Annotated in this window: 10 protein-coding genes and 1 pseudogene; 6 read left to right on the forward strand and 5 right to left on the reverse strand. The window is 65.3% G+C overall.

The annotated features are described in order from the left end of the window. Positions 1-299 precede the first annotated feature (299 nt). Positions 300-800 carry a hemerythrin domain-containing protein gene (locus F2P44_RS07895; RefSeq protein WP_167086169.1) on the reverse strand — a complete coding sequence of 167 codons (501 nt, stop codon included), beginning with the start codon at positions 798-800 and terminating at the stop codon, positions 300-302. Between the two features lie 269 nt (positions 801-1,069). Between F2P44_RS07895 and F2P44_RS07900 the strand changes: the two genes are divergently transcribed. Both F2P44_RS07900 and F2P44_RS07905 read left to right on the forward strand, forming a co-directional pair. Further along, positions 1,070-3,523 (forward strand): penicillin-binding protein 1A, encoded by a 2,454-nt coding sequence (locus F2P44_RS07900; RefSeq protein ID WP_370662648.1) that lies wholly within the window; start codon positions 1,070-1,072, stop codon positions 3,521-3,523. Between the two features lie 129 nt (positions 3,524-3,652). Further along, the gene (locus F2P44_RS07905; RefSeq protein ID WP_167086170.1) at positions 3,653-4,996 is read left to right on the forward strand and encodes a trypsin-like peptidase domain-containing protein; all 1,344 of its coding nucleotides are present in this window, start codon (positions 3,653-3,655) and stop codon (positions 4,994-4,996) included. A 231-nt stretch (positions 4,997-5,227) separates the two neighbouring features. Here F2P44_RS07905 and eutC read toward each other — a convergent pair whose 3' ends face one another. The 3 genes from eutC to F2P44_RS07920 all read right to left on the reverse strand — a co-directional run bounded on the left by eutC (position 5,228) and on the right by F2P44_RS07920 (position 8,681). Continuing rightward, the gene (eutC, locus tag F2P44_RS07910) at positions 5,228-6,022 is read right to left on the reverse strand and encodes an ethanolamine ammonia-lyase subunit EutC (RefSeq protein ID WP_167086171.1); all 795 of its coding nucleotides are present in this window, start codon (positions 6,020-6,022) and stop codon (positions 5,228-5,230) included. After that, a complete protein-coding gene (locus tag F2P44_RS07915; RefSeq protein WP_167086350.1) occupies positions 6,019-7,389 on the reverse strand; it encodes an ethanolamine ammonia-lyase subunit EutB in 1,371 nt (456 codons plus the stop codon). The genes eutC and F2P44_RS07915 overlap by 4 nt, the downstream gene beginning before the upstream one ends. A 74-nt stretch (positions 7,390-7,463) precedes the next feature. Next, a complete protein-coding gene (locus tag F2P44_RS07920) occupies positions 7,464-8,681 on the reverse strand; it encodes a metal-dependent hydrolase (RefSeq protein ID WP_167086172.1) in 1,218 nt (405 codons plus the stop codon). A gap of 101 nt (positions 8,682-8,782) precedes the next feature. On the opposite strand from F2P44_RS07920, the pseudogene F2P44_RS07925 reads away from it, so the two are divergent. From F2P44_RS07925 to F2P44_RS07935, 3 genes and pseudogenes are all read left to right on the forward strand, one after another. Continuing rightward, positions 8,783-9,884, forward strand: a pseudogene (locus F2P44_RS07925) (porin). A gap of 228 nt (positions 9,885-10,112) precedes the next feature. Next, complete coding sequence (locus tag F2P44_RS07930; protein ID WP_167086173.1) at positions 10,113-10,964, forward strand: universal stress protein; 852 nt, start codon at positions 10,113-10,115, stop codon at positions 10,962-10,964. 374 nt (positions 10,965-11,338) lie between these two features. Next, entirely contained in the window at positions 11,339-12,271 is a 933-nt protein-coding gene (locus tag F2P44_RS07935) for an AraC family transcriptional regulator (protein ID WP_167086174.1), read from the forward strand. A gap of 263 nt (positions 12,272-12,534) precedes the next feature. Here the strand turns inward: F2P44_RS07935 and F2P44_RS07940 are convergent, their stop codons facing one another. Continuing rightward, positions 12,535-13,035 (reverse strand): SixA phosphatase family protein, encoded by a 501-nt coding sequence (locus tag F2P44_RS07940; RefSeq protein ID WP_229423447.1) that lies wholly within the window; start codon positions 13,033-13,035, stop codon positions 12,535-12,537. 205 nt (positions 13,036-13,240) lie between these two features. On the opposite strand from F2P44_RS07940, the gene F2P44_RS07945 reads away from it, so the two are divergent. Then, positions 13,241-13,888, forward strand: a complete 648-nt coding sequence (locus F2P44_RS07945; RefSeq protein WP_167086175.1) for an ANTAR domain-containing response regulator — start codon at positions 13,241-13,243, stop codon at positions 13,886-13,888. Positions 13,889-13,895: the final 7 nt, after the last annotated feature.

Genomic DNA, 13,895 nt, shown 5'->3' on the forward strand with positions numbered 1-13,895 from the left:
GGCCCCGGCCCCCGGCGCCGCCGCCCCGCCCCACTTGCGCCCGCGGCGGCGGGGGCACCCGCACCGGGGGCCCGCGCCCCGCGGCGCCGGGGGGGGCGCGCGCCGGACCCCGCCCCGGCGCGCTTCTGATGCCAACCCCGGCACCGTCGTTCCTGCCATTGGCAGAAACGACGTGCGCGAAGGCGCCCACCCAGGGGTCCTGGCGTAGCATGGCAAACGGTTCCCCGACAACCCGCGCTGACGCCAGCGGGCAGCGGAGGAAGCGCATGCCAATCCGCCTTCGCAGGGAAAAACCTGGCTTATACCGCGATCTGGGCCTTGCGCTCGGCAATCTGCTGCCCCAGCGCTTCCAGATCCAGGCCGGCCGCGCGCGCCTGCGGGAACATCTCGTTCTCCTCTTCCTTGACGTGATGCTCGATCATCTCGGACAACACTTTTACCTTGGCATCGAACAGGTCTTCGGTCGCTTCCATGTCCATGATCTGGGCGATCAAGTCCTTGGCTGATGCATGCTCGACAGTAGCCTCGTCGACCAGATCTTCACTCTTCTTGGTCGCGGCGCGCACGGCCGGGTAGAAAATTTCTTCCTCGGCCGTTGCGTGCTTGGTCAGTTCGGTGCAGATCTGCGTGGCCAGTTTTTTCTTGGTTGCATGAGCGCGCTCGCCCAGGCCTTCATACTGCTCGAACATCTGCTTGACGTTCTCGTGGTCTTCGGTCAGCAGCGCAATCGCGTCCTGGGCTTCCTGGCCGCCGGGGATGGCCTTGGGCGTATTACGTGTGGTCGACGATGAGGTTCTCATGATGTGCTCCTGATATTTTCTGTGGTAACTATCGCGCTACCGGGTGGCTGGGATCTTTCCTGGCTGCCTGTCTTGTAGCAGAAAGTTCATGATAGGCGGCCTCAGTCGTGCGGGGAGTAGGCGCACTGGCAATATCGGCGTAGGACAAATCCACCTCCGGCTATCAGGACTAGGCTCGTACGCGCCTTACCCGCCGATCGGCTCGTGCGCCCATGCCCCCTCGGATATACTGTCAGGCAAGTTAATGACTATTAAGCAAGGAAGTGACAGTGGGTGACGATCGCAATCTGGAAGGACGGCTGGGACAGGGCCTGCGCGCGGCAGGCGAGCGGCTTCGGCGCGGCCGCGTGTATCTGATGGCGCAGCCGCCGTATAAGCGCGTCGGGCTGGCGCTGCTGTGGTGCGTCGGCGTCCCCCTGTCGTTGCTGCTGGTGTGGGTGCTGATCTTGCTGCCGTTCACCCCTGGCGTGGCCGGTCTCAAGCAGGCGCGTGCCGCCAAGGCGTCGATCCTGGTCGCGGCCGACGGCAAGGAGCTGGCCAGCTTTGAAGAAGGCTTGCAGGAACGCGTGACCCTGGCGCAAATTTCGCCGCACATGATCGCCGCCCTGATCGCCACCGAAGACCACCGCTTCAAGGATCACCACGGCATCGATTACAAGCGCACCCTGGCCTCGGTCGTGTACACCCTCGGCGGCGACGCCCAGGGCGGCTCGACCATTACCCAGCAGCTGGCGCGCAATATGTTCCCGGAAGAGATAGGCCGTTCGCGCAACCTCAACCGCAAGATCAAGGAAATGATCACGGCGGTCAAGATCGAATCGGCCTACAGCAAGGACGAGATCCTGGAAGCCTATCTGAACACAGTGCCTTTCCTGTACAACACGTTCGGCATCGAAATGGCGGCGCGCACTTATTTCGATACCACCGCCGCCAAGCTCGACATTCTGGAAAGCGCCACCCTGGTCGGCATGCTCAAGGGCACCAACTACTACAATCCGGTGAACAATCCCGAGCGTTCGGTGCAGCGCCGCAATGTGGTGCTGTCCCAGATGCGCAAGCACGGCATGCTCGATGACAAGCGCTACGACAGCTTGCGCAAGAAGCCGCTGCGGGTCTCCTTTTCGCGCCAGGCCGAGCGCAGCCCGACCGATACCCACTTCACCGCCTACGTGCGCAAGTGGCTGCTCGAATGGGCCGACGAGAACGACTACAACGTCGAGCGCGACGGCCTGGTGGTCCACACCACGCTCGACTACGCCTTGCAGGAAGCGGCCATGAAGGCCGTCGAGCGCCAGGGCAATGCCTTGCAGATCATCGCCGACGTCGAATGGTCGCAGCCCGACGGCGGCAATGCCGGCTCGGCCGGCGCCTACGCCGGCATGCACGGCTCGGTCACGCCCTTCGACTATTTCTGGCGCTCCAAAGGGACGCTGGTCAATGCCTTCATCCGCGAAACGCCCGAGTACAAAAAAGCCATCGAAAGCGGCGATACCGGAGCGGTGGCGCTCAAGCGGCTCAAGACCGACCGCGCCTTCATCGCCCGCTTGCGCGCCGCAAAAACGCGCCTGGAAACGGGCTTCGTGGCGATGGACCCGGAGACCGGCCACATCAAGGCATGGATCGGCAGCCGCGACTTTCATAAAGAACAGTACGACCACGTGGTGCAGGCCGCGCGCCAGCCCGGCTCGACCTTCAAGCCGATCGTGTACGGTGCCGCGCTGGAAAAAGGCTTCGCGCCGAATCGGCCTTACCGCGACGCCGTGACGAATATCAAGGCCGGCGACGGCACCATCTGGCGCCCGACCGACATGAGCGGATCGAGCGGCAACATGATGACCATGCGCGAAGGCCTGGTGTTTTCCAAAAACACGATCACGGCCCAGGTCATGCAGGATGTCGGGCTGCCCGGCATCATCAAGCTGGCGCGCGACCTCGGCATTCGCAACAGCAAGCTCGAATCGGTCCCCTCGCTGGCGCTGGGCACCAGTCCCGTGACCCTGCTGGAAATGGTCAACGCCTACAGCAGCATCGCGGCCCAGGGGCAATACCGCAAGCCGGTGTTCGTCACCAGCATCACCGACCGTTCCGGCAAGGTGGTGGCGCATTTCGGCGATCCGAAGTCGGAACAGGCGATGTCGGCGCAGAATTCCGCCGACCTGATCGACATGATGCGCGGGGTGATCAACCGCGGCACGGGCACGGGCATCCGCTATCGCTTCGGCATCAATGGCGACGTCGCCGGCAAGACCGGCACCACGCAAAACAATACCGACGGCTGGTTCATCATGATGCATCCCAAGCTGGTGGCGGGCGCCTGGGTCGGCTTCAACGACAACCGCGTCACCATGCGCAGCAGTTACTGGGGGCAGGGCGGACACAATGCGCTGCTCGTGGTAGGCGACTTCTTCAAGGCCGCAATTGCCGACGGCAAGGTCGATGCCGCTGCCGTCTTCCCGGGCGGGCGCCGTCCGGCACCGGTGGTGCAGGAAGAAAATCCGGGCGATATCGACGAAGAAGCGGGCGAGATGCAGCAAGAAGGCGTGGCGCCACTGCCGCCGCCCGCACCCGAGCCGGACGATATGGAAAACGGCGCGGAAGCACCGATGGATGGCGAGCGTGCCGAGCCATCATCCGGCTTGCCAGCGCTGCCGCAACCGCTGCCGCCGTCCGCGCCGCCACCGCCCGAGCCGGATGCCGGGGCGCCGCAGCAGCAGCGCGAATAGGGAAAGAACAGCGGGCCAGCGATGCCCGCTGTGTCACGCTGGCGACGAAGAAAAAGCAATATTTCCTCGCGGCTATGATAATGAATGATATTTACGCTATCATCGTCGTTTCTGTCGGAGACGCTGCACATGAAACGAACGCTGTACACCATTCTTGGTGTCGATCCCCTCGCCAGTTCTGAAGAGATTGCTGCGGCGTACGCGCGTTTGCATGCGGCGTTCCAGAGCGGTTCGTACGACCGCAACGACTGGGTCCTGGTGCGCGAAGCGTATGCCGTGCTGTCGAACACCGACAAGCGCGCCATGTACGACCGCAGCCAGATTGCGCCGCCGCTGACGCGCAGCGTCGAGCAGGCGCCCTCGCAACAAGGTTTCAGCCTCGACTGGCGCTATGGCCTAGCTGCCGGCCTGCTGGTGGCCGGACTGGTGTACTTTGCCAAGGGCCGCGCGCCGGCCGCAGCGCCGGTCGTTGCCACCACAGGCGCCACTCAGGGCGCGACCCCGGTGCTGATGCAGGATAGCGGCGGGCGCACCGATCAGTTCGCTGCCCAGCCGCAGGCGATGCAGGCGCCGGCCGCCGGCGGCTCGTCCGGCGCGATGGGCATGGAAGACCTGTTCGCCAAATTGTCGCCGTATGTCGCGCGCATTAATATGTACAAGGGGAGCACCCTGGTCGGGACCGGCAGCGGCGTTGCCCTGGGCGGCGACGCGATCATTACCAATTGCCACGTGGCGCTGGCGGGCTCGCGCCTTCAGGTCAAGCTGGGGCAGGACAGCTACGAGGCGAGCGTCGCCGTGGCCGATGAAGAACGCGACCTGTGCAAGCTGTCGGTCAAGGGCCTCAGTGCCCCGGCGGTGGTGATCGGCGCCTCGAGCGAGGTGCGCACCGGCCAGCGCGTGATTGCCATCGGCGCTCCGCACGGGCTCGATTTGACGATCAGCGACGGCATCGTGTCGTCGCTGCGTCCGCTTGACGGCGGCACCTTGATCCAGACCACGGCTCCCGTGTCGCCCGGATCGAGCGGCGGCGGGCTGTTCGACAGTTCCGGCCGGCTGGTCGGGATCGTCACTTTCCAGATGCGCACGGGACAGAATCTGAATTTCGCCGCGCCGGCCGAATGGATCGGCAGCATGCGCACGCGCAGCGGCGGCGGGCTGATCGGAAAGATGAGCGCGGAACGCGCGCAGGATAATCCTGCTCAAAGCGCACAGAATGGCGACATGGTGGTGGGCGCATGGCATTGCCACGATACGATAGGCGGGACCTCGGTGCTGATTTCCTTCCAGGATGACCGCACGCTGGAAATGCGCTATGAAAACAGGGTGTCGCCTGGCCGCTGGATGTACCGCGACGGCCAGCTGGCGATTCAGTTTGCGAACGTGGCCGATACCTTGCGCGTGGAAGAGCTATCGCGCGACAAGATGATCCTCAAGTTCAACGTCGGCCAGCGGCTGGTCTGCGCGCGGCGTTAAGGGTCGTCGCTGGCGCCTTCCCGTTGAATTTGCCGTCGCGGGCCGGACGGCGGGTTTCCCTGCACAGGTTCAGATAAAACCTGTGCGCACTCCCCGGGGCCAGACAGCTATGTGCTTGTGGCGGCAGCGGGGGGCGATGGTGCGCGTAGTGGATCTTCCATCTTTCTGCGAAGCCGGTGACGCCAATAGCGGGAGCGACAGGGTGAATCAACTACGTTGTCCCCGGCGCCATCAGCGCAGCAAAAAATTCCCTTTCCCCGCTGTAAGCGCACCGGCATCGGCAACCGTGTCATCCTTGAGCGACACGCCCGACATCCCCCGCTGGCGCGCCTGCGTCAGCAAATAGTGCAATCTGTACGCGGCCTCGTCATAGCCCAGCCCGGCCGGCCGCACATTCGAAATACAGTTGCGGTCGGCATCGCTCAAGCCAACGCGCGGCGCCCAGCTCATGTAGATGCCCATGCTGTCCGGCGAACTGAGCCCGGGGCGCTCGCCGATCAGCACCGCCACCGCGCGTGCGTTCAGCAACTCCCCGATCTCGTCACCGATGGCCACGCGCGCCTGGCTGGCAATCACGATCGGTCCCATACGCCATTGCTCCTGTTGCAATCGTGCCAGCAGCACAGCCAGGAAGGGCTGCGCGTTCTGCTCGATGGCCAGCGCCGACAAGCCATCGCCAATGACCAGCACCAGGTCGCACGAGGCCGGTGCTGCGGCGGCCAGCGCGGCACGCGAAGGCGCATCGAGCACGCGGCCCAGGTCTGGGCGCTGCAGGTAAGTGGCGCGGTGCGGGCAGGCACTGTGCACGGTGAGGCAAGCGTGCCCGTCCCCGGATAGCGCCGCCGCCAGCGCACCGGCATCGAGCGCCATGTGCACCGCATCGCGCGCGCGCGCATGCGCCAGCTGGAAATCAAGCTGCGCCGAGGTGGGGACACTCACGCCGCTGCGCCCGAGCGCGATACGTGCCTGCGTCAGTCCGCGCAAGGCTTGCCATGGGTTGGACAGCACATGTTTGGGAAGGTTCATAAGCGCAGCAAGGCTGGTTGAAAGGCCGGTGCCAGGGCGTCCGGCAGTTGCGCGGCGCCATCGCCGCAAAAGATCTGCATGCGGTGCAGCCAGGCTTCGAATTCGGGCGCGGCGCGCAAACCCAGCACGCGCCGCGCGTACAGGGCATCGTGGAACGACGTGCTTTGATAGTTGAGCATGATGTCGTCCGATCCCGGCACGCCCATCACGAAATTGCAGCCGGCCGCTCCCAGCATGGTCAGCAGCACGTCCATGTCGTCCTGGTCGGCTTCGGCATGGTTGGTGTAGCAAACGTCGCAACCCATCGGCAAGCCGAGCAGCTTGGCGCAAAAGTGGTCTTCCAGGCCGGCGCGGATGATCTGCTTGCCGTCGTACAGGTATTCCGGGCCGATGAAGCCGACCACCGAGTTCACCAGCAGCGGCTTGAAGGCGCGCGCCACCGCGTAGGCGCGCGCTTCGCAGCTTTGCTGGTCGACCCCGTGGTGGGCATTGGCCGACAGCGCGCTGCCCTGGCCGGTTTCAAAATACATGACGTTGTCGCCCACCGTGCCGCGTCCCAGCGACAGGGCGGCACTGCGCGCTTCGGCCAGCAGCGCCAGGTTGATGCCGAAGCTGCGGTTGGCGGCCTCGGTCCCGGCCACCGACTGGAACACCAGGTCGACCGGGGCACCACGGTTGATCGCCTCGATGGTGTTGGTGACGTGGGTCAGCACGCAGGACTGGGTCGGAATCTGGTATTGGGCAATGACGGCGTCGAGCATGCCGACCAGCGTGACGACCTGGCCCACGTTATCGGTGGCGGGGTTGATGCCGATCACGGCGTCGCCGCTGCCGTACATGAGGCCGTCGAGCATGCTGGCCGCGATGCCGCTGGCGTCGTCGGTCGGGTGGTTTGGCTGCAGGCGCGTGGCCATGCGGCCTTCCAGGCCGAGCGTGTTGCGAAAAGCCGTGACCACGCGGCATTTGCGCGCCACCAGCACCAGATCCTGGATGCGCATGATCTTCGATACCGCGGCCGCCATCTCGGGCGTAATGCCGGGCGCGACGGCGGCCAGGGCGGCGCTGTCGGCCGCGTCGCCCAGCAGCCAGTTGCGCAGGTCGCCCACCGTCAGATGCGCGATGGGGGCGAACGCGGCCGCATCGTGGCTGTCGACGATCAGGCGCGTGACTTCATCGTCTTCGTAGGGGATCAGGGGGTGCTCGAGCAGGGTGCGCAGCGGCAGCTCGGCCAGCGCCATCTGGGCGGCCACCCGCTCTTCGGCGCTGGCGGCGGCCACGCCCGCCAGCAGGTCGCCGGCACGGGCCGGCGAGGCGCGTGCCATCACGTCCTTGAGGTCGCGAAACGCGTAGGTGCGCGGCCCGACCATGTGCGAAAACCGCTGTGTTGTCACGGGGATATCCGGCGGTGGTTAGCTTGGAAACAGCATAGCACGGTCCCGTGTTACAGCAGGTCGGCACGCGGATAGCCCCAGGCCGGCACGCCGGCGGGGCAGGGCTGGCGGTTGGCCTCATCGATGGGCAAGGTGGTGAAGTTGCCAGCCGGGGTGTTGCTGAAGCGGACGTCGAACGCCGTCACCGTCCCCAGCGCCGGCATGCGCGCGAAGCGCAGCCAGGCATCGAAGCGGCAGTTGCTGGCCTGTAGCGTACGCAAGCGCGCCAGCGACGTTTCCTGGCTCCAGTCGATGACGATCTGCGCCGTGGGTCCGCGCATGCCTTCGGACAGTGCCGCCGGACAGGCATCGAGCGCGAGCATGTCCGGCGCCACGCTGAGCATGCCACGCCGTAGCCGGTAAGTGCCGGCGACGGCATCGCGTTCGGCCGACACGAATATCCAGCAGGCCGGGTTGGCGGGAAAGGCCGTCATGGCGGTGTCGAGCAGGGTGCTGGCCGGATCGAGCAAGCGCAGGTGGTCGGCCACGATGGTTTTGCCGCGCTGCATCGCCGCGCCCTGCATGCTCACGAAGCCGGCCGCGCCCAGCAGGGCGGCGCACAAGGCGCGTTTGCCGTTCTTGCCGGCACGCTGTTGCAACAGGGCGAGCCCGGCACCGAAGAGCAGCAGGGCTGTCAGCGAACCCCAGTGCAGGAAACCGCGCAGCGTGAAGTAGGCGAGCGTGGCGGCCAGTGCGCCCAGCAGGAGCGCGCGCCAGACGCGGCTGCCCAGCATCATCGCCAGCGGCACGGCGCCGGCCACCCAGAACACCGGTTCCAGGATAAACACCATGTCGCCATACATCCAGCGCGCATCGAAGGGATAGAACGGGTGCACGCCGTAGGAGTTCAACGCATCCATTCCCAAGTGCAGCAGGAAGCCGGCGCCGACGGCTGCCAGCAGTCCGGCGCGAGCCGCTTTGCTGGCGCGCAGCAGGGTGCGCGCGCCCGGCCACAGCATCCACAGCAGCGCGATCAGCAGCAATGCTTGCGGCACTTCGAGCAGCAGGGTGTGGGTGTGGCCCCGGTGATGCAGCAGGTAGCCCAGCGGCATGGGCAAGCGCCCGCTCAGCACCAGGTCGAGGTCGGGAAAATTGCTGGCAGCCCAGCAAGAGAAGAGCATCAGGCGGCGCCGGGTGCCCTGCTGGGCCGGATCGCCTTCCGCCGGCAAAGTACGGTGAACCAGTTCGCCGACGGCCAGTCCAACCAGGGAGTGACTTAAATTATCCATGAGGGCGATCTTACCGTGCCTGCATCGTTCAGGCAGACGAGTTTGCAGCGGGAGGTTTCTTGATGGCTGGATATACGCAGCATCAACCGGGGAAGCACACAATGACATTATCCATCTCAGTGGTAGCAGCAGCCGTGCCTGGTTTATTGAGCGGCTGGGCCTGTGCGCAGTCTTCCATGACCATGTATGGCGTTGTTGACGCCGGCCTAGTGCGCGAACAGGGCGGAGCCAGTGGCAACCTTGCGCGGGTCAGCAGCGGGGTCGGCTCGGCATCGCGCATCGGCTAGCGCGGCTCGGAAGACCTGGGCGAGGGCTGGAGCGCCAACTTCCTGCTGGAAGCGGGCGTGCGGCTCGACACCGGCGAGCAGGAAGCCGCCGGCGCGCTGTTCCACCGCCAGGCCTACGTAGGGGCGCGTCATCGGCAGTATGGCGCGGCCACCCTGGGGCGCCAGTACACGCCTTACTATACTGCGCTGGTCAGCGTGGCGGTCCCGTTCGGCGGGGGCTACGCCGGTAGCGCGAAGAACCTGTCCCCGGCTGGCGGCCAGAAAACGCGCACCAGCAATGCCATCGTCTATTCGATGCCGGAGATCATGGATGTGACGGGGGAGTTGTCGTACGCGCTCGGCGAGCAGCCCGGCAGCGGCACGCCAGTTCGGCGTGTCGCTGGGTTACAGCATGGGTGGGCTCAATGCACGCGTGGCCTATAAGCACCGCAACCACGACCTCACGGCGGCTGCCGGCGCGGCTGCCGTGCCGCCAATGCCCGCCGCCGACCGCGACATCGGACGCAACACGCTGCTGGCGGCAAACTACGATGTTGGCGTCGCCCGCGCTGATGCGGCGTATGGCGTGGACAAGGGCACCAACGGCGCGCCACTGCCCAACAACGGTAATCCGTATGGCGGCGTGCGCCCCACTGCCTCGACCGATAGCCGCGACATGCTGCTCGGTGTCTCGGTCCCGTTCGGCGTGATGACGCTGATGGCATCGTATATCCGCAAGGATGACAGGACGGCCTACAACCAGGATGCGCACCAGTGGGGCGTTGGGCTGAGCCATGCGCTGTCGCGGCGCACCAGCCTGTACACGGCGTATGCGCGCATCAGGAACAAGCGCGGCGCTGGCTACACCGTTGGTAACAACACGGAGCCCGGCAGTGGCGACAGCGCCTTTAACCTTGGTGTGCGACATGTGTTCTGACGGGCTATCGTGTATTGCGCGGACGCGGATAAGTTCCGCGTAGCCGGGCGAACGCGTTTGACAGGGCGCAAATGCGGGTAGGCGCACAAGGCTAGTCTGTCGTTTTGAGGCGCTTGCCCCTGGGCCGCACGGGTTCGCCTATCGAGGCGTCGCATCGGCCCGCATTATTGCCGGCCGGACGGACGGTGCGGTGATTCGCGACGGGATGCCAAACTATGGGAGACCAACATGGCATATAAAACAATCCTGGTGCATGTCGACGAGTCGGCTCAGGCCGCCGCGCGCATCGACACTGCAGCCCGGCTGGCCATCGAACACAATGCGCATTTGATCGGCACGGCGCTGACCAATCTGCCGCCGCGCCTGCTCGCGCTCAGCGGGCTCGATCCCAGCTTGCCGCCCATGCAGGCTCCGCTGGACGAGTTGCGCCGCCTGGCGGACCGCGCGCTCGACGTTTTCGAACAGCGCGCCAGTGCGCTCGGCGTGCTGTCGGTCGAGCGGCGCCGGCTGGAGGAAGAAATCGGGCTGGGCATGAGCTTGCAGGCGCGCTATTGCGATCTGGTCGTGATTGGCCGGCACGATGCCGCGCATCCTGTGCCGGGTATGCGCGCCGATTTTCCCGAGTACGTCCTGCTCAACTCCGCCAAAGCAGTGCTGGTGGTGCCTGCGGCGGCGCAGGCGTCGCCCCCGGCATCGCCATTGGGACAGCGGATTGTGGTCGGCTGGAACGGCAGCGCCCCTGCCAGCCGCGCGATCGCCAGTGCGATTCCGCTGATGCAAGGCGCGCGCCAGGTCGATATTGTGGTGGCCGATGCACGGGCGCACGGCGACCTGCACGGCCCGACGCCGGGGGCGGATCTTGCCTTGTATCTGGCGCGGCACGCAATCCGGGTCAACGTTCGTGAAGTCGATAGCCACGCCGATCCGGGGCGGGTGTTGCTGGCGGCGGCAGGCGAGGCGGGCGCCGACCTGATCGTGATGGGCGCTTATGGTCGCTCGCGCTTTCGCGAAGTCTTGCTTGGCGGCGCGACCAGGACCTTGCTTCGGACATCGACGCTGCCGCTCTGGATGGCGCACTAAGGCGAGATAGCGGACGGGCGCGGAGTTGTCGGCCTGTGTATAGCGCTGGCCGAGGGAAGCTGAGGTGGCGGACGGTCACGGAGTAGCCAGGATGTAAGTAGTGCGGGCAAAGGGACGGCGATGTAGTGGACGGTCAAGGAGTCGTTGGAATGTGGATAGCGCTGGCGGGTCTGGGGGCCGCGTTTTCGTCGCGAGGAAAAGGTGCGCGCCAGCGGCCTCCCTTTCGTGCACCAACTTGCTGTATCGCCCCCCGTCCTGGCGCGATCTGGCGGCGTCGCAAGAGAATCAGGCAAGCCTGCGCGAGGATTTGATCTTGGCGCGCAGGCGTTATGCGGCTTACACTGGCGGCTGACGAACCCGCCACAGAGAAGCCGATGCCAACGCCGCCGAGCAGACAAGACCGCATGATCGCCTTGCTGGGCAGGCTGGCGCCATCCGAGGGCTACACCGCGTCCGCGCTCGACGACGTGCGGTTCATGCGCGCCAACCGGGCCGTGCCGCGCGTGCCCGTGCTGTACGAGCCATGCATCGTGATCGTGTGCCAGGGGCGCAAGCGGGGCTATCTGGGCGAGCAAAGTTTCGTTTACGATGCCCAGCAGTTTTTGGTGTTATCGGTTCCATTGCCTTTCGAGAGCGAGACCGACGCCAGCGAAGCCGAGCCGCTGCTGGCGCTCAAGATGCACATCGATCTGGCAGTCGCTGCCGAGCTCGCGCTGGCGCTCGGTCCCGCCCAGGCGGCCCACAGCACGCCGGTGAGCATGTGTTCGACCGCCATGGATGACGCCATGGGCGACGCCGTGCTGCGCCTGCTCGAAGTGCTGTTGTGCCCGGTGGAGGCGCGCGTGTTGGGGCCTGGCATCACACGTGAGATCCTGTACCGCGTGCTGACCGGGGAGCAGGGTGGCGCGGTGCGTGCGGCGCTGGCCCAGCACAGCCAGTTTGGCAAGATTGGCAAGGCCTTGCGCCGCATTCATGCGGGTTTCAGCGGCGAGCTGGACGTACCGACCCTGGCGCACGAGGCGGGCATGAGCGTGGCGGCTTTTCACGCCAACTTCAAGGCGGTGACGCAAACGTCGCCGATCCAGTATCTCAAGAGCACGCGCCTGCACAAGGCAAGGCTGTTGATGGTGCAAGAGGGCATGAGCGCCTCGTCCGCCTCGAACCGGGTCGGCTACGAAAGCAGTTCGCAGTTCAGCCGCGAATTCAAGCGCTTTTTCGGCCGCAGCCCGGTGCAGGAGGCGGCGCTGATGAAGACGATCCTGAGCCAGGCGCCAAGCGAGCCGCCGGGCTACGTCACGGCGCATTGATCGCAAAGCCAGAAGGCACGTTGGCGCCTGTTTCAGCTGGCCTCACGATCAGGGGCCATTGAAGAACGCCACCCATCCCTCGAATTGTTGCTCTGGTCAAAGGTCATATCGCCCACATCGGCGCGCACGGTGTTGAATTTTCAGATATGTTCGCTCTGAATTTTCGATCGTTGGCGAAGGCAAGGGGGCAAGCACGGCCCTGACGGCGGCAATCCGATGCCCGCCAAGGCCGCATGCGCCGGCCGCAGCGTCTTCCACATCCGTCACGGCGCCGCGGAATGCAGCAACACCGTCGTCACGCTGCCATCTTTATCCACGATCAGCTGATACAGCCGGTCGAATTCATCTTCCCCGATATCGCTCACCGGTTTGGCGCCGAACAGGCGCACCAGTTCGGGCACGGTATTCGAATGGCCGACCACCAGGGTGGTACCGCCGGTCGCCTTGACTTGCTCGACCAGTTTGACGCTCTGCGCAGGGTCGTACACGTGCACCTGCAATCCCAGCTCGGTGGCGAGTGGCTGGGCGGTCTGGCGGGTGCGCTGCGCCGTACTGCTGTAGATATGCGCAATGCCGGTTGACTTGAGAATGGCGGCGATGTTGCGCGCGCGCGCCTGGCCTTGGGTTGTCAAGGCGGGATCCTTCTCGGCCGATCCCTTTTCGCCGTGCCGGACCAGATAAATGATGGTCGGGTCGGCTGCGGCCAGAGCGGGCGCCAGCAGGGCCGCAGCCAGGAACAGGCCGCCAAAGAGGGAAGAACGCATGCGCATGGTCGGCTTTCAGGATGTAGGGATATAAAAACAGCAATGTATCCCAGGCAGGCGAGGAAGCGCAACTATTCCCGCTCCCGCTCCCGCTCCCGCTCCCGCTCCCGCATCCCCTCCCTCCCGCCAGCCGTGCCGGCGGGAGGCATGTTGGCGCGTATCTTGCTTGTCTGGTAAGGACATGGCCTCACTCCCAACCAATAAAATGCCCAAAACCCCCGCGCCACCCCCTCGCAAGCTGCGCATTGTCGTCGTCAATACGATCGTGCCGGAAGGTGGCGAGCATGATGCCGCCCTGGCAGTCCAGGTCTTGCGCGGCAACGCGTTGCGCATCGGCCTGCTCGAATCGGGCTACGACATCATCGCTTCGCTGCCCGCCGATATCTATCTGCCCGACAGGATCGCGCAACTTCAACCCGACATGATCATCATCGATGCCGAATCGGACGCGCGCGACGTGCTCGAACACATCGTCATCGCCACCCGCGACGAGCGCCGCCCGATCGTGCTGTTCACCGAGGACGACACCACCAGCAGCATGGACGCGGCCATGGCCGCCGGCGTGTCGGCCTACATCGTGGCCGGCTTGCAATCCGAACGCATCAAGCCGGTGCTGAACGTGGCGCTGGCGCGCTTCCGCCAGGAGCAGAAGCTCCTGGTCGAGCTGAACGAGACCCGCCACAAGCTGGCCGAGCGCAAGGTAATCGACCGCGCCAAGGGCCTCCTGATGACCCATCACCGGCTGACCGAGGACCAGGCCTACCAGAAACTGCGCAGCATGGCGATGAACAAGAATTTGAAGCTGGCGGAGATCGCCCAGCGCATCCTCGATGTCGAGGATCTGCTCGGTTAATTCGCCG

It is taken from the genome of Massilia frigida, assembly GCF_011682175.1.
Lineage (GTDB): Bacteria > Pseudomonadota > Gammaproteobacteria > Burkholderiales > Burkholderiaceae_D > Telluria_A > Telluria_A frigida.

What these genes read in the sequence shown, in the direction of transcription:
- F2P44_RS07895 (WP_167086169.1), bottom strand. Translation starts at nt 800, where the DNA reads ATGAGAACCTCATCGTCGACCACACGTAATACGCCCAAGGCCATCCCC.
- F2P44_RS07905 (WP_167086170.1), top strand. Translation starts at nt 3,653, where the DNA reads ATGAAACGAACGCTGTACACCATTCTTGGTGTCGATCCCCTCGCCAGT.
- eutC (WP_167086171.1), bottom strand. Translation starts at nt 6,022, where the DNA reads ATGAACCTTCCCAAACATGTGCTGTCCAACCCATGGCAAGCCTTGCGC.
- F2P44_RS07915 (WP_167086350.1), bottom strand. Translation starts at nt 7,389, where the DNA reads ATGGTCGGGCCGCGCACCTACGCGTTTCGCGACCTCAAGGACGTGATG.
- F2P44_RS07920 (WP_167086172.1), bottom strand. Translation starts at nt 8,681, where the DNA reads ATGGATAATTTAAGTCACTCCCTGGTTGGACTGGCCGTCGGCGAACTG.
- F2P44_RS07930 (WP_167086173.1), top strand. Translation starts at nt 10,113, where the DNA reads ATGGCATATAAAACAATCCTGGTGCATGTCGACGAGTCGGCTCAGGCC.
- F2P44_RS07935 (WP_167086174.1), top strand. Translation starts at nt 11,339, where the DNA reads ATGCCAACGCCGCCGAGCAGACAAGACCGCATGATCGCCTTGCTGGGC.
- F2P44_RS07940 (WP_229423447.1), bottom strand. Translation starts at nt 13,035, where the DNA reads ATGCGTTCTTCCCTCTTTGGCGGCCTGTTCCTGGCTGCGGCCCTGCTG.
- F2P44_RS07945 (WP_167086175.1), top strand. Translation starts at nt 13,241, where the DNA reads ATGCCCAAAACCCCCGCGCCACCCCCTCGCAAGCTGCGCATTGTCGTC.